The sequence below is a fragment of the Roseococcus pinisoli genome, from assembly GCF_018413645.1.
Taxonomy (GTDB): Bacteria; Pseudomonadota; Alphaproteobacteria; order Acetobacterales; family Acetobacteraceae; genus Roseococcus; species Roseococcus pinisoli.
The window spans coordinates 43,357-66,539 of the sequence record NZ_JAHCDA010000001.1 but is presented as its reverse complement, the minus strand read 5'-3'; the positions used below and the strand labels follow the sequence as shown (position 1 = coordinate 66,539).

21 protein-coding genes are annotated in these 23,183 nt (G+C 70.9%); 10 read left to right on the top strand and 11 right to left on the bottom strand.

Annotation, left to right across the window (positions count from 1 at the left end):
* Nucleotides 1–9 precede the first annotated feature (9 nt).
* A complete protein-coding gene (gene cuyA / locus KHU32_RS00310) occupies nucleotides 10–1,011 on the top strand; it encodes a D-cysteate sulfo-lyase (protein ID WP_213668067.1) in 1,002 nt (333 codons plus the stop codon).
* Between the two features lie 51 nt (nucleotides 1,012–1,062).
* Here cuyA and KHU32_RS00305 read toward each other — a convergent pair whose 3' ends face one another.
* Nucleotides 1,063–1,674, bottom strand: a complete 612-nt coding sequence (locus tag KHU32_RS00305) for an ABC transporter substrate-binding protein (RefSeq protein WP_213668066.1) — start codon at nucleotides 1,672–1,674, stop codon at nucleotides 1,063–1,065.
* A 62-nt stretch (nucleotides 1,675–1,736) separates the two neighbouring features.
* Here KHU32_RS00305 and hpnA point away from each other — a divergent pair, with 62 nt between their 5' ends.
* The 4 genes from hpnA to KHU32_RS00285 all read left to right on the top strand — a co-directional run bounded on the left by hpnA (nucleotide 1,737) and on the right by KHU32_RS00285 (nucleotide 7,233).
* Nucleotides 1,737–2,735 (top strand): hopanoid-associated sugar epimerase, encoded by a 999-nt coding sequence (gene hpnA, locus KHU32_RS00300; RefSeq protein ID WP_213668065.1) that lies wholly within the window; start codon nucleotides 1,737–1,739, stop codon nucleotides 2,733–2,735.
* On the top strand, nucleotides 2,732–3,862 hold the full coding sequence (locus KHU32_RS00295) for a glycosyltransferase (RefSeq protein WP_213668064.1): 1,131 nt from the start codon (nucleotides 2,732–2,734) through the stop codon (nucleotides 3,860–3,862). The genes hpnA and KHU32_RS00295 overlap by 4 nt, the downstream gene beginning before the upstream one ends.
* Before the next feature lie 118 nt (nucleotides 3,863–3,980).
* Nucleotides 3,981–6,005 (top strand): squalene--hopene cyclase, encoded by a 2,025-nt coding sequence (gene shc / locus KHU32_RS00290; protein WP_213668063.1) that lies wholly within the window; start codon nucleotides 3,981–3,983, stop codon nucleotides 6,003–6,005.
* Nucleotides 6,006–6,057: 52 nt separating this feature from the next.
* Nucleotides 6,058–7,233 carry a BaiN/RdsA family NAD(P)/FAD-dependent oxidoreductase gene (locus KHU32_RS00285; RefSeq protein ID WP_213668062.1) on the top strand — a complete coding sequence of 392 codons (1,176 nt, stop codon included), beginning with the start codon at nucleotides 6,058–6,060 and terminating at the stop codon, nucleotides 7,231–7,233.
* Between the two features lie 7 nt (nucleotides 7,234–7,240).
* Here KHU32_RS00285 and KHU32_RS00280 read toward each other — a convergent pair whose 3' ends face one another.
* The 6 genes from KHU32_RS00280 to KHU32_RS00255 form a co-directional block, all read right to left on the bottom strand.
* Nucleotides 7,241–7,936 (bottom strand): glutathione S-transferase N-terminal domain-containing protein, encoded by a 696-nt coding sequence (locus tag KHU32_RS00280; RefSeq protein ID WP_213668061.1) that lies wholly within the window; start codon nucleotides 7,934–7,936, stop codon nucleotides 7,241–7,243.
* 88 nt (nucleotides 7,937–8,024) lie between these two features.
* Complete coding sequence (locus KHU32_RS00275) at nucleotides 8,025–8,468, bottom strand: DUF488 domain-containing protein (protein ID WP_213668060.1); 444 nt, start codon at nucleotides 8,466–8,468, stop codon at nucleotides 8,025–8,027.
* Nucleotides 8,465–9,274, bottom strand: coding sequence for a pyrroline-5-carboxylate reductase (gene proC, locus KHU32_RS00270; protein WP_213668059.1), 810 nt, complete (start codon nucleotides 9,272–9,274; stop codon nucleotides 8,465–8,467). Before proC ends, KHU32_RS00275 begins: the two co-directional genes overlap by 4 nt.
* Before the next feature lie 189 nt (nucleotides 9,275–9,463).
* Nucleotides 9,464–9,964 carry a type III secretion system chaperone family protein gene (locus KHU32_RS00265; RefSeq protein ID WP_408887832.1) on the bottom strand — a complete coding sequence of 167 codons (501 nt, stop codon included), beginning with the start codon at nucleotides 9,962–9,964 and terminating at the stop codon, nucleotides 9,464–9,466.
* A 287-nt stretch (nucleotides 9,965–10,251) separates the two neighbouring features.
* Nucleotides 10,252–10,596 carry a DMT family protein gene (locus KHU32_RS00260; protein WP_213668057.1) on the bottom strand — a complete coding sequence of 115 codons (345 nt, stop codon included), beginning with the start codon at nucleotides 10,594–10,596 and terminating at the stop codon, nucleotides 10,252–10,254.
* A 1-nt stretch (nucleotide 10,597) separates the two neighbouring features.
* Entirely contained in the window at nucleotides 10,598–11,878 is a 1,281-nt protein-coding gene (locus KHU32_RS00255) for an AmpG family muropeptide MFS transporter (RefSeq protein WP_213668056.1), read from the bottom strand.
* A 48-nt stretch (nucleotides 11,879–11,926) separates the two neighbouring features.
* Between KHU32_RS00255 and KHU32_RS00250 the strand changes: the two genes are divergently transcribed.
* The 5 genes from KHU32_RS00250 to KHU32_RS00230 all read left to right on the top strand — a co-directional run bounded on the left by KHU32_RS00250 (nucleotide 11,927) and on the right by KHU32_RS00230 (nucleotide 15,280).
* Nucleotides 11,927–12,562: a histidine phosphatase family protein gene (locus KHU32_RS00250; RefSeq protein ID WP_213668055.1), complete on the top strand. Its 636-nt coding sequence runs from the start codon at nucleotides 11,927–11,929 to the stop codon at nucleotides 12,560–12,562.
* A 106-nt stretch (nucleotides 12,563–12,668) separates the two neighbouring features.
* Nucleotides 12,669–13,484, top strand: a complete 816-nt coding sequence (locus KHU32_RS00245; RefSeq protein ID WP_213668054.1) for a lipid-binding SYLF domain-containing protein — start codon at nucleotides 12,669–12,671, stop codon at nucleotides 13,482–13,484.
* 37 nt (nucleotides 13,485–13,521) lie between these two features.
* A complete protein-coding gene (locus tag KHU32_RS00240) occupies nucleotides 13,522–14,022 on the top strand; it encodes a YcgN family cysteine cluster protein (RefSeq protein WP_213669594.1) in 501 nt (166 codons plus the stop codon).
* Nucleotides 14,019–14,960 carry a dihydrodipicolinate synthase family protein gene (locus KHU32_RS00235; protein WP_213668053.1) on the top strand — a complete coding sequence of 314 codons (942 nt, stop codon included), beginning with the start codon at nucleotides 14,019–14,021 and terminating at the stop codon, nucleotides 14,958–14,960. The genes KHU32_RS00240 and KHU32_RS00235 overlap by 4 nt, the downstream gene beginning before the upstream one ends.
* 5 nt (nucleotides 14,961–14,965) lie before the next feature.
* Nucleotides 14,966–15,280, top strand: a complete 315-nt coding sequence (locus KHU32_RS00230; RefSeq protein WP_213668052.1) for a cupin domain-containing protein — start codon at nucleotides 14,966–14,968, stop codon at nucleotides 15,278–15,280.
* A gap of 60 nt (nucleotides 15,281–15,340) precedes the next feature.
* Here the strand turns inward: KHU32_RS00230 and KHU32_RS00225 are convergent, their stop codons facing one another.
* The 4 genes from KHU32_RS00225 to KHU32_RS00210 form a co-directional block, all read right to left on the bottom strand.
* Nucleotides 15,341–17,428: a M48 family metallopeptidase gene (locus KHU32_RS00225; protein ID WP_213668051.1), complete on the bottom strand. Its 2,088-nt coding sequence runs from the start codon at nucleotides 17,426–17,428 to the stop codon at nucleotides 15,341–15,343.
* Between the two features lie 194 nt (nucleotides 17,429–17,622).
* Nucleotides 17,623–17,904 carry a hypothetical protein gene (locus KHU32_RS00220; protein WP_213668050.1) on the bottom strand — a complete coding sequence of 94 codons (282 nt, stop codon included), beginning with the start codon at nucleotides 17,902–17,904 and terminating at the stop codon, nucleotides 17,623–17,625.
* 64 nt (nucleotides 17,905–17,968) lie between these two features.
* Nucleotides 17,969–20,212: a YjbH domain-containing protein gene (locus KHU32_RS00215; RefSeq protein WP_249680444.1), complete on the bottom strand. Its 2,244-nt coding sequence runs from the start codon at nucleotides 20,210–20,212 to the stop codon at nucleotides 17,969–17,971.
* 20 nt (nucleotides 20,213–20,232) lie between these two features.
* Nucleotides 20,233–22,986 carry an SLBB domain-containing protein gene (locus tag KHU32_RS00210; protein ID WP_249680442.1) on the bottom strand — a complete coding sequence of 918 codons (2,754 nt, stop codon included), beginning with the start codon at nucleotides 22,984–22,986 and terminating at the stop codon, nucleotides 20,233–20,235.
* Between the last annotated feature and the right edge of the window lie 197 nt (nucleotides 22,987–23,183).

Below are 23,183 nucleotides of genomic sequence, written 5' to 3'. Positions count from 1 at the left end.
AATGTCCTGATGAACCTCGCCCGCTTCCCCCGCGTCCGCCTCGGCCATATGCCGACCCCGCTGGAGCCGATGGAGAACCTCTCCCGCCTGCTGGGCGGGCCCGATATCTGGATCAAGCGGGACGACTGCACCGGGCTTTCCTCGGGCGGCAACAAGACCCGCAAGCTCGAATACCTGCTGGCCGAGGCCCTGGCCCAGGGCGCGGACACCGTGCTGACCCAGGGTGCGACGCAGTCCAACCACGCCCGGCAGACCGCCGCGGCCGCCGCGAAGCTCGGTCTGGAATGCCATATCCTGCTGGAAGACCGCACCGGCTATGCGGACGAGGCCTATAACCAGTCGGGCAACGTGCTGCTGGACAAGCTGCATGGCGCCAGCATTACCCGCCACCCGGGCGGGACCGACATGCAGGCCGAGATGGAGAAGCAGGCCGAGGCGCTGAAGGCCAAGGGCCGCAAGCCCTATTGCATCCCCGGCGGCGGTTCCAACGCGGTCGGTGCCCTGGGCTACGTCAACGCGGCGCTCGAACTGGTGAACCAGGCGGCCGAGATGGGCCTGCGGATCGACCATGTGGTGCATGCCACCGGCAGCAGCGGCACCCAGGCGGGGCTCGTGACCGGGCTGGTGGCGCTGAATTCCGGCATCCCCGTGCTCGGCATCGGCGTGCGCGCGCCGAAGGAGAAGCAGGAGGCCAATGTGCTGGCGCTGTCCGAGAAGGTGGCCACGCATCTGGGCCTGCCCGGCATCGTGCGGGCCGAGCATGTCGTCGCCAATACCGACTATGTCGGCCAGGGCTATGGCATTCCCACCGAGGGCATGATCGAGGCCGTGAAGCTGGTGGCGGAGAAGGAGGGGATCATTCTGGACCCGGTCTATTCCGGCAAGGGCATGGCCGGGCTGATCGACCTGATCCGCAAGGGCCACTTCAAGAAGGGCGAGAACATCGTCTTCCTTCACACCGGCGGCTCGGTGGGCCTCTTCGGCTATCCGGACAGCCTCGACCTCGGCTGAGGCGGGCGCCTCCCCGCGCTCATCCGGAGCGCCGGGGAAGCCTGCGGCCGTTCAGGCGGCCAGCAGGCGGCTCGTCCGGGACTGCAGTTCCTGGATCAGGCGGGGCGCGCCGCCCTCGCGGATGAGGGTCGCGAACTCCGACCGGCGCGAGGCGAGCTCGCTGATCGTCCCCGTCAGGTAGACATCCACGACGCGGGGCGGCTGGCCGCGCAGCAGGTAGGACAGCACCACCGGATCCCCATCCGTGCGGTTCAGTCGCGTGCGCACCAGGGTGTCGCCATTCGCCAGGGTCTGCGTGCCGACGGTCTGGAAGCTCTCGCCGGAATAGCCGTCGAAGCGCGAGGCGTAGGTCGCGATGGACCAGCGCCGGAAGGCGTCGGTCAGCGTGTTCCGCTGGTCGGGCGAGAGATTCGCCCAATTGGCGCCGGCGGCGATCCGCGTCATGGCCGACAGGTCGAAGACCTGGTCCATGACGGGCGTCAGCTGCTCGTTGCGGCCGCGGATGCCGAGGCGCTGCGCGTTGCGCATCACCCCCAGCAGGGCGGCGTGGAAACGCTCGACCACCTCGGTCGGGGCCGATTGCGCCGAGGCGGGGCGCGGGAGGGCCGCCAGCGCGGGCGCCAGCAGCGCGGGGGCGAGGAGGAGGAGGCGTCGCGTGTGCATGGGCCCCATATAAGACTTCTCTCGATCTGGACCATGGCCCCCGGGTCGGTCACAAGACGGCCATGCGTCCAACGACGATCTTGCTGACCGGCGCGACCGGCTTCCTCGGCGCCTCCCTGGCCCGCGCCCTGCTGGCTCAGGGGCATGCCGTCCGCGCCTTCGTCCGCCCGCAGGCGGCCCGCGAATCCCTGGCGGAGCTCGATATTTCCTACGCGCTGGGCACGGTGACGGACGGGAAGAGCCTCGCCTATGCCATGGCGGGCGTGGGCGGGGTGATCCATGCCGCGGCGGATTACCGCATCTTCGTCCCCGACCCCGAGCGCATGCGCGCGACCAATGTCGGCGGGACCGAGGCCGTGATGCGCGCGGCGCTGGAGGCCGGCGTGCCCCGCATCGTCCATGTCTCCTCCGTGGCCACCCTGAAGCCGCGCGCCGACGGCAGCCCCGCCACCGAGGAGGACCCGGCCACGCCCCAGGAGGCGATCGGCCCCTACAAGTCCAGCAAGACCGAGGCCGAGCGCGTGGTGGAGGAGCTGGTGCGGCGCGAGGGCCTGCCGGCGGTGATCGTGAACCCCTCCACCCCCATCGGCCCGCATGACCGGCGCCCGACCCCCACCGGCCGGGTGATCCTTGAGGCCGCGCGGGGAAAGATGCCGGCCTATGTGGAGACCGGCCTCAACCTCGTCCATGTCGAGGATTGCGCGGCCGGCTGCGTCGCCGCGCTGGATCACGGGGTGGTCGGTGAGCGGCACATCCTCGGCGGGCAGGACGTGACGCTGGCGCAGATGCTGGAATTCATCGCCCTGGAATGCGGGCACCGGAAGCCTTTCCGCCTGCCGCGTGCACCCCTCTATCCGCTGGCCTTCCTCTCGGAGATGGCGGCGCGGGTGACCGGCCGCGAGCCCATGCTCACCCTCGACGGGCTGCGCATGGCGGGGCACCACATGTTCTTCTCGGCCGAGAAGGCGAAGCGCGTCCTGGGCTACCAGGTGCGGCCCTGGCAGGAGGGGGTGATGGACGCCATCCACTGGTACGAGCGCGCGGGGATGCTGCGCCGGTGATCTGGATCGCGCTTGCCGCCTGCCTGGCCTGGGCGGTGCTGCTCCTCGGCCGCGGCTTCTTCTGGCGCGCGCGGGACGACGATTCCGACGCGGAACGCCTGCCCGAGCCGGCGCGCTGGCCCGCGGTCTGCGCCATCGTGCCCGCCCGCAACGAGGCGGAGACCATCGCGGCCACGGTGCGCGGCCTGACGGCGCAGGACTATCCCGGCCCCTTCCGCCTCGTCGTGGTGGACGACCGCAGCTCGGACGGCACGGGCGATCTCGCCCGGGGCGCGGGCGACGATCGCCTGCTGGTCGTGACCGGCACGGGCAAGGCGCCGGGCTGGTCGGGCAAGCTCTACGCCCTGCAGCAGGGGCTGGAGGCCGTGAAGGGCGAGGGGCACGAATTCCTGCTCTTCACCGATGCCGATATCGAGCATTCCCCCGACAGCCTGCGCCGCCTCGTCGCGCGCGCCCTGGCCGACGACCGGGACCTCGTCTCCCTCATGGCGCGGCTGCGCTGCGACAGCCTCTGGGAGCGCTGGCTCATCCCGGCCTTCGTCTTCTTCTTCCAGATGCTCTACCCCTTCCGCTGGTCCAACCAGCCCAAGGCGCGCACGGCCGCGGCGGCCGGCGGCTGCGTGCTGCTGCGCCGCGCGGCCTTCGAGGCGCGCGGCGGGCTGCTGCCGATCAAGGGCCGGATCATCGACGATTGCTCGCTGGCCGGGCTGATGAAGGGCGGCGGCTCGCGGATCTGGCTGGGACTGACCGAGCGCGTCCGCTCGCTGCGCGCCTATGACGATATCGGCACCATCCGCGCCATGGTGGTCCGCACCGCCTATGCGCAGCTTTTCTACAACCCGCTGGTCCTGATCGGCATGGTGGCGGCGCTGAGCCTCGTCTTCCTGGCGCCGCCGCTGCTCGCGATCCTGGGCGGGGGCTGGGCGAGGTGGCTCGGCCTGCTCGCCTGGTCGGGGATGGTGCTGGCCTATGCCCCCATGCTGCGGCGCTTCGGGCTGTCGCCGCTGCGGGGCCTGGCGCTGCCGCTGGTCGCCACGATCTATCTGCTCTTTACGCTGGATTCCGCCCGGGCCGAATGGGCCGGCAAGGGCGGCCTCTGGAAGGGCGAGACCCTCTCGCGCGGCTGAGCTGACCCGATCAGGCCGTCGGGGTCGGGCCTATCGGAACCTTGCCGGAATGGTCTATCCCTTCGGGTCGGAATTCGGATTTCTGTACTGAATCAAGGGGTGTATTGAGTTGATCAAGATGCCGAGCCTTTCCGGTAGCGCCGATCTCGCCGCTCTGAAGGGCTCCCCCGGTCCCGGCAGTCCGGAACTGGAGCAGGCGGTCAATGCCGCCGCGCAGCATCTGCTCGCGCACCAGCGCCCGGACGGCCACTGGGTCTTCGAGCTGGAGGCGGACTGCACCATCCCCGCCGAATACGTGATGCTCCACCACTTCTTCGGCCGCATCCAGCCGGAGAAGGAGGCGCGGATCGCGCGCTACCTGCGCCGCGTGCAGGCCGAGCAGCTCGACAATTGCGGCGGCGGCTGGCCGCTCTTCCACGGCGGGCCGCTCGATATCTCCTGCTCGGTGAAGGCCTATTTCGCCCTCAAGCTGATCGGCGACGACGCCGGGGCGCCGCACATGCTGGCCGCCCGTAAGGCGATCCTGGCCGCCGGCGGGGCCGAGCGCTCCAACGTCTTCACGCGTAGCACCCTGGCCCTTTTCGGCGCCGTGCCCTGGCGCGCCGTGCCGATGATGCCGCCCGAGATCATGCTGCTGCCGCGCTGGTTCCCCTTCCACATCAGCAAGATCAGCTATTGGGCCCGCACGGTGCTGGTGCCGCTGACCGTCGTCATCGCCAACCGCCCCCAGGCGCAGAACCCGACCGGCGCCACGATCGAGGAGATCTTCCTCACCCCGCCCGAGCAGGTGAAGGAATGGGCGGGCGGCGCCCATCAGGCGGAGCCCTGGGCCACGCTCTTCAAGGGCCTCGACGGCGCGCTGCACCGCGCCCGCAAGCTCTTCCCGCGCACCCATCGCGCGCGCGCCGAGGCGGCCTGCGAACGTTTCGTCACCGAGCGCCTGAACGGCGAGGACGGGCTGGGCGCCATCTACCCGGCCATGGCCAATGCCGTGATGATGTACCACTGCATGGGCGTGCCGGCGGACGATCCGCGGCTCCTCACCGCCTGGTCGTCGATCGAGAAGCTCGTCCAGGACCGGACCGCCCCGGACGGCGAGGTCGAGACCTATGTGCAGCCCTGCCTCTCCCCGGTCTGGGACACGGCGCTGGCGAGCCATGCGCTGCTCGAGGCGGGCGGCGGCGAGGAACGCTCGGCCGTCGGGCGCGGACTCGACTGGCTGATGACCAAGGAGATCACGGACGTCCAGGGCGACTGGTCCTGGCAGCGGCCGAACCTCAAGCCCGGCGGCTGGGCCTTCCAGTACGAGAATGCCCATTACCCCGATGTGGACGACACCGCCGTCGTGGTGCTGGCCATGGACCGCTACCGGCGCGAGGCGGGCGGGGACGCGAAGTACGACCCTGCCATCCGGCGCGCCACCGACTGGACCGTGGGCATGCAGTCCAAGGGCGGCGGCTGGGGCGCCTTCGACGCCGACAACACCTTCCACTACCTGAACCACATCCCCTTCGCCGACCACGGCGCGCTACTGGATCCGCCGACGGCCGACGTCTCGGGCCGCTGCCTCGCCATGCTGGCGCAGCTGGGCCGCGGGGAGGAGACGGCGTCCAAGCACGCCATCGAATACCTGCTGCGCGAGCAGGAGGCCGACGGCTCCTGGTACGGCCGCTGGGGCGTGAACTACGTCTACGGCACCTGGTCCGCGCTGACGGCGCTGAACGCCGCGGGCCTGGCGCCCGAGCACCAGGCCGTGCGCCGCGGCGTCGCCTGGCTGGTCCAGCACCAGAACGAGGATGGCGGCTGGGGCGAGGACGGTATGACCTATCCCGAGGGCGGCGGCACGCGCCCCAAGGGCTGGCAGCCGGGGCCCTCCTCGGCGAGCCAGACCGCCTGGGCGATCCTGGGGCTGATGGCCTCGGGCGAGGCGGATCATCCCGCCGTGCAGCGCGGCGCCGCCTGGCTGGTCCAGAACCAGAAGGAGGACGGCGACTGGCCGGAGGAGGACTATACGGGCACGGGTTTCCCGCGCGTCTTCTACCTGCGCTACCACGGCTATCGGCGGATCTTCCCGCTCTGGGCCCTGGCGCGCCTGCGCAACCTCCGCGCGTCCAACACGCGGCGGGTGATGCACGGCCTCTGAGGGTGCTTCTCCATACCCGGCCGGGGCTGCCCGGCCTTCCGCCGAGCGCGCCGTGACCCGCTTCGACGTGCTGGTGATCGGCGCCGGCGCGGCCGGGCTGATGTGCGCCATCCGCGCCGGCCAGCGCGGCCGGCGCGTGCTGCTGATCGACCATGCGGAGGAGGCGGGGAAGAAGATCCTCATCTCCGGCGGCGGGCGCTGCAACTTCACCAACCGCGACGTCCGGCCGGAGCGCTTCCTCTCCGCCAATCCGCAATTCTGCCGCTCCGCGCTCTCCCGCTACACGGCGCGGGACTTCGTCGCCCTGGTCGAGAAGCACCGCATCGCCTTTCACGAGAAGACGCTGGGCCAGCTCTTCTGCGACGGGTCGGCGCGGCAGGTGGTCGCGATGCTGCTGGCCGAGGCCGAGGCGGCGGGCGTGGAGCTGCGGCTGAACCAGCGCGTGACCGAGGTGGCGCGCCACAGCGAGTTCCGGGTCGCGACCGACCGCGAGGTCATCGCGGCGGAATCCCTGGTGCTGGCGACGGGCGGCATCTCCATCCCTAAGATGGGCGCGACCGGCTTCGCCTATGACGCCGCGGCGCGCTTCGGCCTGAAGCTGGTCGAGCGGCGGCCGGCCCTGGTGCCGCTGGCCTTCGGCGGTGAGCAGCTGGCGCTCATGCAGCCGCTGGCGGGCGTCTCGCTGCCGGTGATCGCCAAGGCGGGCAAGGCGAAGTTCCCCGAGGCGATGCTCTTCACCCATCGCGGCCTCTCCGGCCCCGCGATCCTCCAGGTCAGCTCCTATTGGCGCGAGGGCGAGGCGGTGACGCTGGACCTCCTGCCAGGGCAGGACGCGGTCGCCCTGCTGCTGGCTGCCAAGCGGGCACGGCCCAAGGCGGAGCCGAAGACGGTGCTCGGCGGGTTCCTTCCCGCGCGGCTGGCCCAGGCCCTGGCCGAGCGGCACCTGCCCGGCGCCCGGATGGCCGACCTGCAGGACCGGGCGCTCATCGCGCTGGCCAATCTGCTCAAGGCCTGGGTGCTGACGCCCTCGACCACCGAGGGCTATGCCAAGGCCGAGGTGACGCTGGGCGGCGTGGATACCGACGGCCTGTCGCAGCAGAACCTGATGGCGAAGGAGGTCCCCGGCCTCTTCGTGATCGGCGAGGCGGTGGACGTCACGGGCTGGCTCGGCGGCTACAATTTCCAGTGGGCCTGGGCGAGCGGCTGGGCGGCGGGCGAGGCGGCGTAGGACGGCGTCAGGGGGGCAGGTCCCGAAGACCCGCCAGCTCTGGCTCGGCATGCAGGCCCTCCTGCTCCAGGGCGCGCCAAACGGGTGGCCGCCTGACAACCTTTGCCGTCAATGCGGTCCAGGCCGGATAGCTCTTGGCCATATTGAGACCGACCTTTCCGCCCCACCGCCAGAAAACCAGAAGGAATGGGTCCGCCACGCTGTAGCCCTGAGGAATGGCCCAATGCCGTCCATCCGACAGGATGCTTTCGATGAAGGCGTATTGTTCCTTCAGATTCGCATGGCCCTTGTCGGTCACGGCCGAGAAGAGCGCCGGGTCCGAGACAAAGCGCTGCGGTCGCCAGATTTGCGCCAGCGACATGCTGTGAACCGTGTCCGACAGCCAGTTCAGCCATTCTAGGCATCGGGCCTCGGCTGATGGATCCGCTGGCAGCAGGCCGGCCTCAGGAAAGCGCCTCCCGAGATAAAGCAGAATGGCGGAGGCCTCGGTCAGAAGACCTTCCGTGCCGCCCGATCGTCCTGGGACACCCGCAAGCGCCGGGACGCGCCCCTTGGGATTGATCGACAGGTAGGCGGGTGCGCCTGTCCCTTCTCCATTGTTGCGGGCGGAGCAGAGCTCCAGCTCGTAGGGACGGCATACTTCCTCCAGCACGATATGCGGTGCCAACGAGCAGGCGCCCGGGGAATAGAAGAGGCGATACATCGAGTCCTCATCCAGGGGAGGGACGCATCGGAAATGCGTTCACGACGAAAAGCAGCCTATCTACATCTCGGGTGATGCGCGAAAGGCTCTACAAATGCGCGACGCTCAGCGTCCCGCCCCATTTCTCGTTCAGGTACTCCACCACCAGCCGGCGATGGCACCGATGCGCCGTCGCCTCCGAACACAGCAGGCAGGCGCCATCGAGGAGGGCGGGCTTCAGCGCCTTCTCGATCTTCCGCTCCTTCATCAGCGCGGAGAAGTCGCGCGCGAAGACGTCCCAGTCGCCCTTCTCGGTCTTGAAGAACTTCATCAGCTCCTCGGTGGGCGCGAGGAGGGGCTCAGGCACGTAGTCCATGCCGTTGATCGTCTTCAGGAAATAGGCGAGGTCGTCCGCCTTGGCGAAGCCGGCGAGCTGCGAGGTGTTGTGCAGCCGCACATCGACCACCCGCTTCACCCCGGCCTTGCGAAGCCGCGCGAAGAAATTCTCCGCGCTGGTCTTCGTGAAGCCGATGGTGGCGACGGCCGTCGTCATCTCGCGAGCTCGCGGGAGCGCGCCGTCGCCGCCTCGATGGCTTCCTCCATGATGGCGGGCCAGTTCTCGGGGCGCATGAGCACGGCCAGGGCGCGCTCGGTCGTGCCCTTGGGGCTGGTCACGTTGACGCGCAGCGTGGAGGCGTCCTCGGTGCTGGCGGCCAGCAGCGCGCCGGAGCCTGCGACCGTCGCGCGGGCCATGCGGCGGGCGAGGTCCGCCGGCAGGCCCTGGGAGAGGGCGGCCTTCTCCATCACCTCTGCCAGCAGGAAGACATAGGCGGGGCCGCCGCCGGAGACGGCCGTCACGGGATCGATGAGGGCCTCGTCCTCCACCCAGGCGGCCTCGCCGATCGCGGTGAGCAGGCTGTCGCAGAGCTCGCGCTGGGCCGAGGTCACGCCGGGGCCGGGGCAGGCGACGGTGAAGCCGAGGCGCACGGCGGCCGGCGTGTTCGGCATGGCGCGGACGACATTCGCCTCGCCGCCCAGCAGCTTGCGCATCCCGGCGATGGTCTTGCCGGCCATGATCGAGAGGAAGACGGTTTCCGGCCGGACCAGATGCGCCAGCGCCGGCAGGGCGTTCGGCGCTTCCTGCGGCTTGGTGGCGAGGATCACGGCGGCGGGCGCGAAATCGGCGGGGATATCGGCGAGGGTCGCGACATGGCGGACGCGGCCGGCGAAGGCGGCGACGCCGGCAGCATGCGGCTCGACCACGACGGTTTCCGGGGCCAGGCCCTTCTCCAGCCATCCGGCGAGCATGGCGCCGCCCATCTTGCCGCAGCCGATGAGGAGGAGGGGAGGGAGGGACATGCCGCGGTTCCTGTCGGGTTTCGCCGCAGTCTAGCGGTCCTTGCCCGTCAGGCGAGCCCCGGACGACGCGATCCCATCGAGGATCCGGCCGCAACGCGGCCGGCGCCGCCCTACTGACCTTGCATCCCGCGCACCAGCGGCGCGGCGTAGCCAAGCCGCCGGAGGCGGCGCCCGGCGTCTAGGGCAGAACTAAGCCTCGCCGACGCAGTCCAGCATGGCGGCTTCCAGCGCCTGGCCCGGCGCCTTGCCGCCCCAGAGCACGAACTGGAAGGCAGGGAAGAAGCGCTCGCACTCCGTGATGGCGATGTCGACCATGTCCTCGAGGGATTCGGCCGAGGCACCCGGCGCGCCGCGCAGCAGCACCGCATGCCGGAAGACGGGCACGCCCTCGTCGGATTCCAGGCCGAAATGGCCGATCCAGAGGCGCTCATTGGCCAGGGCCAGCAGCTCGAAGAGCGGGCCGCGGCGCTGGTCCGGCACCTTCACGTCGAAGGCGCAGGAGAAATGCATGGCGCTGATCTCGGGCGACCAGGAGAAGAAGAGGGTATAGTTGCACCACTTGCCGGGCGCTTCCGCGGCCATCTCGCCGTCCGAGCGGCGCTCGAACACCCAATCATTGGCGATGACGATCTGTTCCAGCACATCGAGCGGGTTGGTCGCGCGCTCGTCGTCGGCAACCTCTGCCAGCATTACGGACATGTGGCACTCCCCTTAAAGCCCGGCCCGGCCTCGCGAAACCGCCCCGGGCGGGCGCGACTCGCGGGTGGAGGGACGTCATCGCCCAATCCCGCGTGACGCTCCCTTGGCCTCCCCTAGGCCCCAGGGATTGGGGTGTGCCACGCGAATCACCACCACCGGTAGGCTAGGCGAGCGAAATCCCGTGTCGCAAGTCCCGCAAATGCGAAGAAGCTGTGAATAACTGCCTCGTGGCACTGCGATACCACCGCGAAGCGGTAATATTCGTCTCGTCGGAGGCCCTAATCGACCGGGATGAAGATGAAGACCACGGCCATCACCAGGCAGCCCATCGCGGCGAAATAGGTCCAGCGAAGCTGCTCGCCCAGGAAGGTCACGCTGAAGACGGCGAAGACGCCCAGCGTGATGACCTCCTGCATGATCTTGAGCTGCTGCCCCGTGAAGGTGCCGTAGCCCAGGCGGTTGGCCGGCACGGCCAGGCAATACTCGAAGAAGGCGATGCCCCAGGAGATCAGGATCGCCACGTACATCGGCCAGGACGGCGCTTTGAGGTGGCCGTACCAGGCGAAGGTCATGACGATGTTGCTGCCCACGAGCAGCAGCGGCGTCAGCCAATAAGCGCTCATCTCATGCCACCAACGGAATGGGTTCTGCCGGGGGTTGCTTCCGCGGCGGGGGCGGAAGCCGCTTCAGCAGCCAGAGCATGATGCACAGCGCCGGCAGCGCGGCCAACGTCGTCAGCAGGAAGAAGTTGCGCCAACCCATCGCCTCGGCCAGCTGGCCGGACCAGCCGCCCAGGAAGCGCAGCGGGACCGCGGCGAGCGAGGAGAGCAGCGCATATTGCGTGGCGCTGAAGGCCCGGTTGGTGAGCGCGGTGAGGTAGGTGACGAAGGCCGCGTCCGCGAGGCCGTCGGTGAAGTTCTCCACGCCCACCTGGGCGTAGAGCATCGCCATGTCCCGCCCGGTCGAATACAGCGCCAGGTACATGAGGTTGGACAGCATCTGCAGCAGCCCGGTGATGACCAGCGCCCGCCCGGTGCCGATGCGCGAGACGAACCAGCCGCCCGCCAGAACGCCGAAGAGCGTCATCACCAGCCCGAAGACGCTGCCCACCGCCGCGACCTCGCCCCGGGTGAAGCCAAGCTCGCGGTAGAAGGGGGCGGTCATGATGCCGGCCAGTGCCTCGCCCAGCTTGAACAACCCGACGAAGAGCAGGATGGCCAGCCAGTAGCGGCGCTTCATGAAGTCCGAGAAGGGGTCGATCACCGCCGTGCGGATGCGGCGGCTCCAGCCCATCGGCTCGGACGGGGCGGCGGCCGGCTCGGGCGCGCAGAGCGTCGCGATGAAGCCGATGCCGACCAGCGCCGCGCAATAGGCGAAGGCGCCGGACCAGCCGATCACGCTCACCAGCGCCAGGCCGCCGCCGCTCGCCGCCAGCAGCGCGAAGCGATAGCCCCAGACGTAGCAGGCGAAGCCGTAGCCCTGGGATTCCTCCTCCAGGATCTCGATGCGATAGGCATCGACCACGATGTCCTGGCTGGCCGAGAGGAAGGCGACGGCCACCGCCACCGCCGCCGTCACCGCGGCGGACTGGGTCGGGTCCGTCAGGCCGAGGGCGAGGATCGAGAGGATCAGCAGCGGCTGGATGCTGGCGAGCCATCCCCGCCGGCGCCCGAGCCGCGCCAGGATCGGCGGCCGCGCATGGTCGATCACCGGCGCCCAGAGGAATTTCAGCGAGTAGGACAGGCCGATCAGCGCCGTGAAGCCGATCGCGGCCAGGGAGATCCCCGTCTCGGAGAACCACTGCCGCAGCACGAAGCCCGTGAGCGGCAGCGGCACGCCGGCCGAGAAGCCCAGCGCCAGCATGACGATGAATCGGCGGTCCTGAAGCAGTTTCGCGATCTGCATGGCCGAATGGCTATCAGCCCCCGCGCCGCGCGGCTACACGCTTGGGGCATGGAACCCGCCCGCTTCTTCCTGATCCGCCATGCGCTCGTGGAGGCGACCGCGCGCGCCACGCTCTACGGCAATATGGACGTGCCGCTCTGCGACCTTTCCCTGAAGGGGGAGGCCGCGCTCTACCGCTGGCTCGCCGCCCGCCTGCCGCGCCCCGCCCATTGGGTGGCGAGCTCGCTGGTGCGCACGCAGGCGACGGCGGCCGCCATCTTCGCCGCGGGCTATCCGGACCGGGAGCTCGCCATCGAGCCCGACCTCGCGGAGCAGTCGCTGGGCGAATGGCAGGGCATCAGCCACGAGGCGCTGGTCGAGCGGCTGCGCCACCCCGCGCATCCCTTCTGGCCGCACGGCGCAGAGGAGCGCCCGCCCGGCGGCGAGAGCTTCGAGGACATGCGCGCCCGCGTCCGCCCCGTCATGGAGCGGCTGGCCCGGGACCATGCCGGCCAGGACGTGGTGATCGTGGCCCATGGCGGCAGCATCCGCGCGGCGCTGGCCCACGCACTAGGCATCACCGCGCACCAGGCGCTGACCTTCTCCATCAAGAACCTCTCCCTCACGCGCATCGAGAAGCATGGCGCCGACTGGCGCGTGGTCGCGGTGAACGAGGAGCCCTGGATCCTCCCCGACGTGGATTGAGGGCCTCGGCGGGAGCTCCCGCCGAGGCCCTCACGGCTTTTCCCTTCCGGTGCGGCGCATCCTCGGTTAGAATCCCGCGATTGCTTGGGGTTATCGGGGGAAGCTCATGCGCATTATCATCCTGGCCGCGCTGGCGGCCCTATCTGCCTGCGCGGGTGCGCCCACGGGGAACGCGCCGCAGGCGTTGGTCGATCGCTCCGCCCTCACGGTCCAGGAGATCCTGACCGAAGAGAATGACCGCCTGAACGCCACCGCCATCCTGCGCCGGGCGAAGGGCGCGCTCGTCTGCCCGCGCACCTTCAGCGCGGCCTTCTTCGCCGGCGGTGAGGGCGGCGACTGCGTGCTGGTCGGCCGCGACGCCGCGGGTTCCTGGTCCTCGCCGGCCTTCTTCGCGGTGGGCTCGGGCAGCTTCGGCCTGCAGGCCGGCATCCGCGACAGCCAGACCCTGCTGTTCCTGATGAACGAGCGCGCCATGGCCGCCGTGATCCGCAGCCAGTTCCGCTTCGGCGCCGATGCCTCGCTCGCCGTCGCGCATATCGGCGGCTCCGTGGAGGCGGCGACGACCGCCAATCTGGGCGCCGATATCCTGGCCTTCTCCCGCTCGCGCGGCCTCTTCGCCGGCCTCTCGCTGGAGGGGACCGTGATGGACCCGCGCCCCGACTGGAACGCCGCCTATTACGGGCGCCCGGTGGAGCCGCAGGACATCGTGATCAACATGACGGTGCACAATCCGGGCGCCGACCCGCTGCGGGCCGCCCTCATGCGCTTCGGCGGCACGCCGGCCGCCGCCGCCGCGCCGGCCCCGGCCGCCGTCGGGGAGCCACCGCCGGTGGCCTCGCCGTACCGCCCCTCCGCGCGCAGCAACGGTGGCGTCGGCCGCTCGACGCTTCCCCCGCCCCCGCCGTCGCCCACGTATCGCTGAGATTTCCCCGGCACGCGAGTTGCGCTATGACGACCGCGTGCCGGATGACCCGCCATTCTGGAAGACCAAAACCCTCGACGCGATGACCGCCGCCGAGTGGGAGAGTCTTTGCGACGGCTGCGGGCGGTGCTGCCTCCATAAGCTCCGCGAGGACGAGACGGACCGGCTGCACCACACCGAGGTCGCCTGCCGGCTGCTCGATTCCGGGACCGCCCGCTGCACCGATTACGCCAACCGCAAGCGCCGCGTGCCCGACTGCATCCGCCTGACGGCCAAGCGGCTGCGCGACATCGACTGGCTGCCGCCCACCTGCGCCTATCGCCTCCTCGCCGAGGGACGGGACCTGCCTTTCTGGCACCCCCTGATCTCCGGCGATCCCGACAGCGTCGTCCGTGCCGGCGTCTCCGTGCGCGGCCGCGTGGTCAATGAGCGCGAGGCGGGCGCCACCGAGGATCACATCGTCACCTGGCCAGGAAGTTGGCCCCGCCGGGCGGGCACGCGCCCCGCCGTCGGATCACTGCAAGGAAGCAAGCCATGAAGAATGCCCTGTTCGGCGGCGTGAACGCTGCCGTCCTCACCGCCATGACGCCGGACCTCGCGCCCGACCTCGACCGCATGGCGAAGCATGCGAAGTGGCTGCTGGCCAATGGCTGCAACGGCCTCGGCGTCCTCGGCACCACCGGCGAGGCGAACAGCTTCGGCCTGCACGAGCGCAAGCAGATCCTCGAGGGCCTCATCGCCCGCGGCGTGCCGGCCAGCGTGATGATGCCGGGCACGGGCTGCGCCAGCCTGGCCGACACCGTCGAGCTCACGATCCATGCGAAGGAGAAGGGCTGCCGCGGCGTGCTCCTCCTGCCGCCCTTCTACTACAAGGCCCCGTCCGATGACGGCCTCTTCGCCTACTTCTCCGAAGTGGCGAAGCGCGTCGGCCCCGGCATCGCGCTGTACCTGTACAACTTCCCGCAGCAGTCGGCCGTGCCCTTCAGCCTCGACCTGATCGGCCGCCTGCTCGCCGCCTTCCCGGGCGTGTTCCGCGGCGTGAAGGACAGCTCGGGCGACTACGCGAACATGAAGGCGATGATCGACGCCTTCGCCTCGCAGGGCTTCGAGGTCTACACGGGCTCGGACGAGTACCTGCAGAAGATCCTGGCCGAGGGCGGCGCGGGCTGCATCACGGCGGCGAGCAACGCCAACAGCCATTGGGGCGCCATCGTCTACGCGAAGCGCACCGGCCCCGAGGCCGATGCCGCCCAGGCGATGCTGGCCGCGACCCGCAAGGCCGCGACCTCCTTCCCGCTGATCCCGAACCTGCGCGAAGTGATCGCGCGCAGCACGGGTGACGACGGCTACCGCAACATCCGCCCGCCGCACCTGCCGCTCTCCAAGGAGCAGGCCGACAAGTGCTGGGCCGCCTGGGAAGCGACCGGCGCGATCCCGCTGCCCGGCCTCGCCCCTGCGGCGCAGGCGGCGGAGTAACCGGCATGTCGGACTCCCTGCGCTGCCGCGCCCCCGCCGTTCCGGTCCAGCTGATCGATGACGACAAGGTGCGCGTCATCCGCTGGGAGTTCGAGCCCGGCGCGGAGACCGGCTTTCATCGCCACGGCTGGCTCTATGTCGTGGTGCCGATGATGGATGGCACGCTGCTGATCGAATACCCGGACGGCACGACCAGCACGTCCGAGCTGAAGGCCGGCGTGGCCTATCACCGCATCGCGGGCGCCGAGCATAATGTGATCAATTCGGGGACCGCCCCGCTTCACTTCGTCGAGACGGAAGTGAAGGCCTTCCCGGGCTGACCGGGCCGGGGGCGCTGCCCCCGGACCTTGTTCCCTTCCGCCGCCCGGCGGCGGAAGGGCTCAGCCCTGCGGGCCGCCGCCGAAATAGGGGCTGATCTTCCGGGTTTCGTCCGTTTCGTCGACGCCCCACGGGGAGCCGCCCTTCGGCGGCACCGACGCCAGCAGGCGGCGCGCCTCATAGGCCTGCCGGTACCGGCCGATGAGCTCCGCAAAACCCACCGCCTTCAGGTCGCGCGGCGGCACGGCCGTGAGCGTCACGCTGTAATGGCCCGCATCCACCTTCACGCGCCGCGCGCGGGGCAGCCGGGCGGGCAGGGCGGCGTCGCGCCGCAGCAGCAGGCGGGCCACCACGCCGCCGCGGCCCAGCGTCATCTCGACATGCAGCACATGCTCCCAGGCGATCGGACGATCGAGGCCGACGATGGAGATGTCGTCGGGGCGGAGGGTCAGGAAGGGCTTCCTGCCCCGCAGCAGATACGGCACGCCCGCCCCGGCGAAGACGAGCCCCAGGATAAGGGCGCTGCCCGCGATCCACCGGACCTCCGTCGCCGTGGTCCCCGGCACGCCGAGGACCAGCAGCGTCAGGGCGATGGCGATCAGGATGCCGCCGAAGACGAAAAGGAAAATGGCGCCCGGGCGGGTGTTCTCGCGCAGCACGACCGGCTCGTGGCTCACCTCCGCCACGGCGGCCTCGAGCGCCTGGCGGTGTGCCGAGGCATCGTCGCGCGCGACCCGGAGGTAATCCGCCGTCGCGGCCCGGCAGATCGCCTCCGGCGCCGCGAAATAGGCGCCGAGGCGCGAGAGCGCATCCCGTGGCGGCGGCGCGGCGGCGGCGGCGAGCAGGCCGGGCTCCGCCTTCTGGCCGAGTGCCTCGATGCGCTGGCGCGTCGGGGGATGGGTGTCGGTGGGGTGGGGCTGCGCTTCCTCCAGATGCGGCGAGGGGTCGTCCAGGCCGTGCTCGAAACTGTCGCGGACGATGGCGGCCACGAGGTCCGGCGGCGCGGCGTCGGGACGCCCGAAGGCCTCGCCCAGCGCGGCGTCGATGCGCGGTGCCGCCGCCGAGCTCCGCACGAGGGCGCTCGCGGCGGCGGCGTTGGAGACGACCTGCGCGCCGGCGGCATCGGCCGCGAATTCCCGCAGGCGGCTCCAGTGCCGGACGGCCAGGTGGAAGCGGTCCATCGCGAAGGCGCCGAGGCGCAGGGAGGGGCGCATCAGGGGCGAGATGCGCCCGTCCGCGCCGAGGCCGGCCAATGCCACCGCTTCCAGGGAGCGGCCGACGCCCGCATAGATGGGCAGGAAGCGCAGGCTGTACTCCGTGTCGCCGCCGGCGAAATGCGCCAGCTCATGGCCGATGATGGCGCTGACCTCGTCCTGGCGCAGCAGCGCCAGGTAGGGAAGCGGCAGATAAAGGGTGCGCCCGCCCAGGCTGCCGCCGCCCGGCTGCAGCAACTTCGGGCCGGAGCTCACGAAGAAGCCGGCATCCAGGCCGATCACGACATTGTCCGGCTTCAGCGCGCCCAGCCGCTTCGCCAGATCGTCCACGATGTGCCACAGGCCCGGCGCTTCCTCCGGCGAGATCGGCCGGCCGAGGATATCGAGCGGATCCGGCGTGAAGAGACCCATCGTCCGGCGAAGCTGGAGCACTGCACTGGCGGCGCCCCAGAGGCTGAGGCCGACCATCACCACCACGAGGCCCAGCACCTTGGCGCCGCCGGAGGAGAGGGCCTCACCCGCCAGGAGGGCGGAGGATTCGAAGAGCAGGACCGCGACGAAGCCGACCGCGACCAGCACCACCTGCGCGCCCATGGTCGGCGGCAGGATGTGCCGGACGAAGGAGAAGCCGCGCACCAGCGTGTCGCGCGACCGGCGGCCCAGCCAGCCAAGCAGCGCGGTGGTCACGAGCACGAAGGCCGAAAGCCCGGCCGTGAGGCTGGCGCAGAGGATGACGACCGGCGGCAGCACGGCGCGCCAGCGCATCAGCGAGGCGGTCGATTCCACATCCTCGAGCTCCTTGCGCGCCTGGGCAATCGCGATCGGACCCACATAGTTGTGGCCGTTGCGACGGAACTGCGTGCCGCTGTCGAACCTGCCATCGCCGGAGGGCGGCCGCGCTTCCAGGGTGAAGACGGCCTTGGTCGCCCCCACCACCAGCATCTCCCAATGCGCCAGGTCGTCCTGGCTGCGCCGCTGCTCCCACAGCCCCAGCCCGAGGACGGCGAGCGGCAGCAGGACGGTCAGCGCGATGAGCCCGAGCGCGGCGCGCAGGGGACGAGGTTCAGTGGAAATGATGCATCTCCATCCGGAGGTCGTGGACTGAAGGAAGGCGGGCGCTGCGCGCGGGCCTATTCCACACGAGGGTCGTAGGCCTGGAGGCGGGCGCGGATGGCGGGGTCGCGGGCATGGCGGCGTTTGAGGCGAGCCAGCTCGGCATCCGTGCCACGGCAATTCGCGACCAGCGCCCGCCTGATGTCCGCCGCCCGGGCCGGGTCGACGGAATCCTCGCCGCGAAAATGATCGCATCGGTCGCGGCGCGCGAGGAAATCGGCGACGTCCCGCGGCAACTCACCGCCCGTCGCCGACCCGGCCATCAGGAAAGCAAGCAGGAGAGGCGGCAGGATTCGCATGACGCAGAATGGTCCTGGTCGGGTGGGGGCGGTCAATCCGTCCCAGGCCGCAAAGGCATCGGTTCTACCTTGCAAACCACTCGTAGCCGCGCCGCAGGGCGTCGTCGCGCCCGTCGCGCGACACCTCCCACAACGGATTGTCGACCGCGAGCCGCTGGCCGCCGTCGCGCTGCACCGGCCGGAAGCTGGCGGAGGCGCGGTTGCGCGTGCCGATGCCGAAGAAGTCGAAGGGGATGCGGATATAGATGCCCTTGTCGAAGCTTCCCTCGCCGAAGTCGCGGCTGCGGACATTGGTGAAGCTCGCGAAGCCGCCGACCTCGATCCCGCTGTCGAAGCGCCGGCCGACCTCGATCGTCCCGCCCCAGTCGCCGGCCAGGTAACGCCCCGCGCGCAGCACCGTGTAGAGGTTCCAGACCGGCAGGTCGGCATAGAGCGAGGCATGCCCCGTCGCGACCGAATAGCCCAGCGCGCCGAAGCGCTGCTTGTAGTCGCGCTGGGCCACGTAGTTCACATCGAGCCCGATCGCCCAGGAGCGGTTGTACGGCCGCCACAGCAACTCGGCCGAGGCGCCGCCGAACATGGGCTCGAGCAGGCCGGCCGTGACGCGGGCGAAGAGGTCGGGCACCGGGTTCCAGATCCGCTCCAGATACAGCGCCGGGATTGTGGGCTGGGTTGTCCGGGCATAGCGGGCGAAGTCGCTGCGGACATGCGGCAGCCGGCTGTCGCTCGGCAGGCCGCCGTCGAGATTGCCGGCGATCCTCTGCCCGACGCTGCCCGCCAGGGCGGTGTTCCAGCCGAACTCCAGCCGCCCGCCGGCGGCGACGCCCGCCTGCCAGCGCAGCGAGGTCTGCGCATCGCCGACCTGGAGGTTCAGCGTCGGCGCGATACCCCAGGAGAGGCGGGGCGGCACGGTCCGGATCGCCGTGCCGCTCGCCTCCGGAAAGGCGGGCAGGAGCTGCGTCGCCTGCAGGATCTCCTCCGCGCTGCCGTGATGGCGGGCCTGGTTCTCGAAGGCCTCGCGCAGCGTGACGAGCCGCGCCACCACCACGCCGTCGCGCTTCCAGGTGAGGTGCAAGCGCTCCACTTCCGGGGGCAGAAGGGGCTGGGCCGCGCGCACCACGCGCCCGGTCACCTGGGCGAGCGTGCGGTAGCGCCCGCCGGAGACGGTGACATGCGCCTCGGCGCCGCGCAGGTCGAAGGCGATGGGCAGGAAGCCCGCCGCGCGCAGCGCGGGGAACAGGTGTCGGGCGAGGGCGGCGTTGCGGCCGGCCCGGCCCTCCCGATCGTCGGTGCCGGGGCGCAGCGTGCCTTCGTAGCCGAAGGCGGCCTGCATCACGCGTTCGCGCAGGGTGGGGCGCGGCGAGGGCGGGGGATCCAGGGTCTCCGCCACGGGATTGGGCCGCGGGTACATCGGCGGCGGCGGCTGGCGCGGCAGCTCCGGCGGCGCGTCGGGATGCAGCCGCAGCGAGGCGCGGAGCAGCAGGTCCGTCCCGTGCACGAAGGAGAGGCCGACATCGACATGCCGGTTGGGCTGCCAGTTCAGGCCGAGATTCACCCGGCTCGCGGCCTCGCCGCGCAGGCCCGCGATCCGGGCCGGGTAGCCGCCGCGCTCGTCGCGGAGACGGTCGGCCGAATACTCGATCTTGGCGCGCAGCCCCTCGATCTCGCCGAGCGGCGTGGGAATGGGCGGGACGGACCATTCGAGCCCGGCGAAGATGCCGGCGCTTCGCCCGCGGAACAGGCTGTTCAGCGCGACGGTGCCGCCCTGGCCGACCTCGCGCGGGCGGGAGCGGAAGTAGGAATTGCCGTAGCTCAGCGGATTGCGGAGATCGTTGCCGGTGGCCAGCCGCCCCCAGCCGAGGCCGAGCGTCGCATCCACCGACCAGAAGCGCTTTGAGGCGACGAGGTATTCGCCCTGGTAGAGGCCCGTGCCGATGACGTCCTGCAGGCCCACGGCCAGCGCCGGGCGCCAGGCATTCTCCTCCCAGAGACGCAGCTTCAGGTCGAAGGCGCGGTCGGTGGTGGTGCCCCGGCCGGTGGTGCCGTTGAGCCGGTCGGTGATGCGGAAGGTGGTCTCCAGGAAGGGGAGGGCCTGGAAGTTCACGAACCAGAAGTTGCGCTGCCGCCGCAGGGCGAGGCCGGCCTCGATCGTGCCGTCCGGCCGGAAGCGGGCATTGGGCATCTCGATCAGCCCGACGCGGCCGAAATTGGAGCCGGTGGCCGGAACCTCGTCGAAGGCCCAGGCCGGCGCGGCGGCCAGCGCCGACGCCAGGAAGAAGGGCATCGCCAGGCGGTCGAGGGGCGGCATCGCGGGCGCGGAAGGCCTCTTCAGTTCCCGCTCCCGCGGGCGATGACGGCCAGCGCCGCGGCCGAGATCGCGACCTGGCTGGCCAGCTGCGTCATGTCGCGCAGGAAGCCCCAGCGCTCGAAGGGCGAGGGATCGTTCGGCACGATCACGAGGCTGCCCGGCGGCACGGGTGGCCCGCCCTGCTGCCAGGCGCCGAGCCCCGCCGGCGCGGAGGTCCCGTTGGGCAGGACGATGAAGGCTCGCCCCTGGTCGGCGAAGCGCTGCGCCCCGCCCGAGGCCTGGACGTAGTGCCCGGCGCGCCAGCCCGTCGTGAATTGCAGGCTGCCGGGGTTCTGGACGGATCCCACCACCGTCACCTCGTTCGGGCGCTTGGGCATGAGGATGAGGTCGCCCGGCTCCAGCAGGACATCGAGCTCCGGGCGCCCGGCCAGGATCACGGGATTGGCCTCCACCACCATGCGTCCGGCGGCGCGGGCCTCGCGCAGCGCGGCCGCCATCTCGCGCCCGGCCGCGACGGCGCCCGAGATATCCGTGCCGCCTCGCGTGCCGACCACCGCCTGCCCGGCCGCGACCTGCATCAGCCCCTGCTCCATCTCGCGCGCGGTGCGCTGGAAGCCCTCCTGCTGGCGGTTGCGCACGCTCTCCCGCGTGAAGACGGCCCCATAGGGATAGGCCTGGGGCGTGAGGCCGCCGGCACGGGCGATGATCTCCGACAGGCGCTCGCCGCGGCGGATGTCGTAGCTGCCCGGCCGCTGGAACTCGCCGAGCAACGAGACGGCGCCCGTATCGCGGTCGCGGAAGCCGCGCGGGATACGGATGCCGTCGCGCGGCGAGAGGCGCACGGCGGCGAAGTTGCGGCTGCGCAGGTCAAGCAGGCTGCGGCTGAGGGGGATGGCGGCCGCCTGCTCCGTAGGCTCGCGCGAAAGCTCGACGGAGGAGAGGTCGGCCGTGTCGGTGACGCCGCCGGCGACCGCCAGCACGGCGTCGAGCCCGGTATCGTCGATGATCGGGTAGAGGCCGGGCAGCCGCGCCTCGCCGATCAGCATCACGGCATGGTCGAGCAGGAAGGCAAGCAGCGTCGGATAGTCGAGGAAGACCTGCGGGCAGGGCGTGGCGCCGAGATCGGCGAAGCCGGCGATGCGCGCATGGCCGAAGCGCTGCGGCGAGGAGCGCGCGGCGGTCGCGAGCTGCGTCAGGGCCGGGCAGTCGAGCCCCGCCGAGGGACCGGCGCCGCTCGCGGCGGGCGGGCCCGCAAAGCCCTGGGGCGGCGCGATCGGTGCTGCGCCGCGCGGCTGCGGTAGCGCGACGGGGAGCGCGGCCTGCAACGCGGCGCCCTCCGTCTCGCCCCGCAGGGCGCGCTGCACGGTCGGTCCGGAAAGCCAGTGGATATCGGCGAGGGCCAGGACGATGACGTCGTCCCCCTCGGCGAGCGGCAGGTTGGCGCGGCCCTGGAGCATGGCCGCGAGGTCGAAGGGCTGGAAGCTGCGTCCCCGGCTGCGCGCCTCGACCCGCAGCACCACGCCCATCCGGGGATAGGGATCGGGGCGGACCAGGCGCGAATCCGCCAGCAGCCCGCGCAGCGTGGAGCCGCGGCCGCCGGCCGCGCGGGTCGTCGGCTGCACCACATGCCCGGAGAGGCGGAGCTGCTGGGACTGCACGTCGGAGCCCGGCTGGACCAGAAGCGCGTCGCCCCGGCGCAGCGGCGTGGTGAGCGAGATCTCGCGGAAGGCGCGGCGGCCTTCGGCATCGGTGCTTTCCAGCAGGTAGCGGTTGCCGCTGGGTCGCAGCGCATCGCCGGCCAGGCGCAGCAGGGTGCCGAGCGGCGCCGGCGCGCCCCCGGCCGGGAGCTCGTAGATCGCGGGGCGGGACACCTCGCCCCCCAGCGCGACGACGCCGCCGATCGGTGGCACCAGGATGCGCTCACCTTCGCGTAGGGTGAGATCGGGGGCCGTGCCCTCGCCCGCGATGACGGGATAGAGGTCCACGCTGCGGCGGCCGTTCGGGCCCTCGACGCGGACGGCGCGCAAGGTTCCCGACTTGCGCACGCCGCTCGCAGCCACCAGCGCGTCCAGCACATTGGCCAGCGGCGAGAGGGTGACGACGCCAGGGCGCGTCACCTCGCCTCCCACGAAGACGGTGACCTGCCGCATCTGGCCCAGCGAGACAAAGACCTCGGAGCCGGCGAGCTCCCGTTGGGCCCGCTGCTCCAGCTCCGCGCGCAGGTCGCGCAGGGTACGGCCGGCGGCGGCGATGGGCGGAAGGTCGGGCAGGAGGAGCAGGCCCTCCCGCGTCACGCGCAGGGTGAGGTTCTGCCGCGCGCGGCCGCGGAGCGCGATCACCAGCTCGTCGTCGCGGCCGATCATGTAGTCCTCGGGCACGCTGCCGAAGGCATTGCCGACCGGGCCGCTGCCGGGGCCGGAGCGGAAGGTCTCGTACCCGAACTGGCGGAGGGGCTGTGTCAGGCGATTGGCGAAGAAGCGCTCGACCGGCGAGAGCGGCTCCTCGATCGACGGCGCGGGCAGGGCAGGGGCCTGCAATGGCAAAGGCGCCTGGGCGGCAGGGGGTAATGGCCAGCTCGTGCCGGGCGATCCACCGAGCGGCCGGCCAGCGCCGGCATCCAGGAGCCGCTGCAGGATCTCCTGCTGGGCGCTGGGCGGGAGGGTCGGAATGGCGCCGCCGCCCGGGAGGATCGAAGGCAGGGTCGGGGGAGCCAGCAGGGTGGTGGAGGGAGGCTGGGCCAGGGCGGAGGTTGGAAGGCCAAGCAATGGGGCCAAAAGGCAGGCAACATGAAAATAAATCGAGGGAATATTATTATATCTCACTAATATTCTCCCTCGTTATTTTATTTATGTGAACTTAACGGGCGAATAGTTTCAATATGGATCGATGATTACTCGCGTGCATTCGTGCAAAGCGAAGTCCTGGCTGGATGTGGCGCGGCGGCTGGGGGCCAGGGCCGTCGTGCTATCGC

Excerpts from the sequence above, each read along its gene's own strand:
- cuyA (WP_213668067.1), top strand. The coding sequence starts at position 10 with ATGAACCTCGCCCGCTTCCCCCGCGTCCGCCTCGGCCATATGCCGACC.
- KHU32_RS00305 (WP_213668066.1), bottom strand. The coding sequence starts at position 1,674 with ATGCACACGCGACGCCTCCTCCTCCTCGCCCCCGCGCTGCTGGCGCCC.
- hpnA (WP_213668065.1), top strand. The coding sequence starts at position 1,737 with ATGCGTCCAACGACGATCTTGCTGACCGGCGCGACCGGCTTCCTCGGC.
- shc (WP_213668063.1), top strand. The coding sequence starts at position 3,981 with ATGCCGAGCCTTTCCGGTAGCGCCGATCTCGCCGCTCTGAAGGGCTCC.
- KHU32_RS00280 (WP_213668061.1), bottom strand. The coding sequence starts at position 7,936 with ATGTATCGCCTCTTCTATTCCCCGGGCGCCTGCTCGTTGGCACCGCAT.
- KHU32_RS00275 (WP_213668060.1), bottom strand. The coding sequence starts at position 8,468 with ATGACGACGGCCGTCGCCACCATCGGCTTCACGAAGACCAGCGCGGAG.
- proC (WP_213668059.1), bottom strand. The coding sequence starts at position 9,274 with ATGTCCCTCCCTCCCCTCCTCCTCATCGGCTGCGGCAAGATGGGCGGC.
- KHU32_RS00265 (WP_408887832.1), bottom strand. The coding sequence starts at position 9,964 with ATGCTGGCAGAGGTTGCCGACGACGAGCGCGCGACCAACCCGCTCGAT.
- KHU32_RS00260 (WP_213668057.1), bottom strand. The coding sequence starts at position 10,596 with ATGAGCGCTTATTGGCTGACGCCGCTGCTGCTCGTGGGCAGCAACATC.
- KHU32_RS00255 (WP_213668056.1), bottom strand. The coding sequence starts at position 11,878 with ATGCAGATCGCGAAACTGCTTCAGGACCGCCGATTCATCGTCATGCTG.
- KHU32_RS00250 (WP_213668055.1), top strand. The coding sequence starts at position 11,927 with ATGGAACCCGCCCGCTTCTTCCTGATCCGCCATGCGCTCGTGGAGGCG.
- KHU32_RS00245 (WP_213668054.1), top strand. The coding sequence starts at position 12,669 with ATGCGCATTATCATCCTGGCCGCGCTGGCGGCCCTATCTGCCTGCGCG.
- KHU32_RS00235 (WP_213668053.1), top strand. The coding sequence starts at position 14,019 with ATGAAGAATGCCCTGTTCGGCGGCGTGAACGCTGCCGTCCTCACCGCC.
- KHU32_RS00230 (WP_213668052.1), top strand. The coding sequence starts at position 14,966 with ATGTCGGACTCCCTGCGCTGCCGCGCCCCCGCCGTTCCGGTCCAGCTG.
- KHU32_RS00220 (WP_213668050.1), bottom strand. The coding sequence starts at position 17,904 with ATGCGAATCCTGCCGCCTCTCCTGCTTGCTTTCCTGATGGCCGGGTCG.
- KHU32_RS00215 (WP_249680444.1), bottom strand. The coding sequence starts at position 20,212 with ATGCCGCCCCTCGACCGCCTGGCGATGCCCTTCTTCCTGGCGTCGGCG.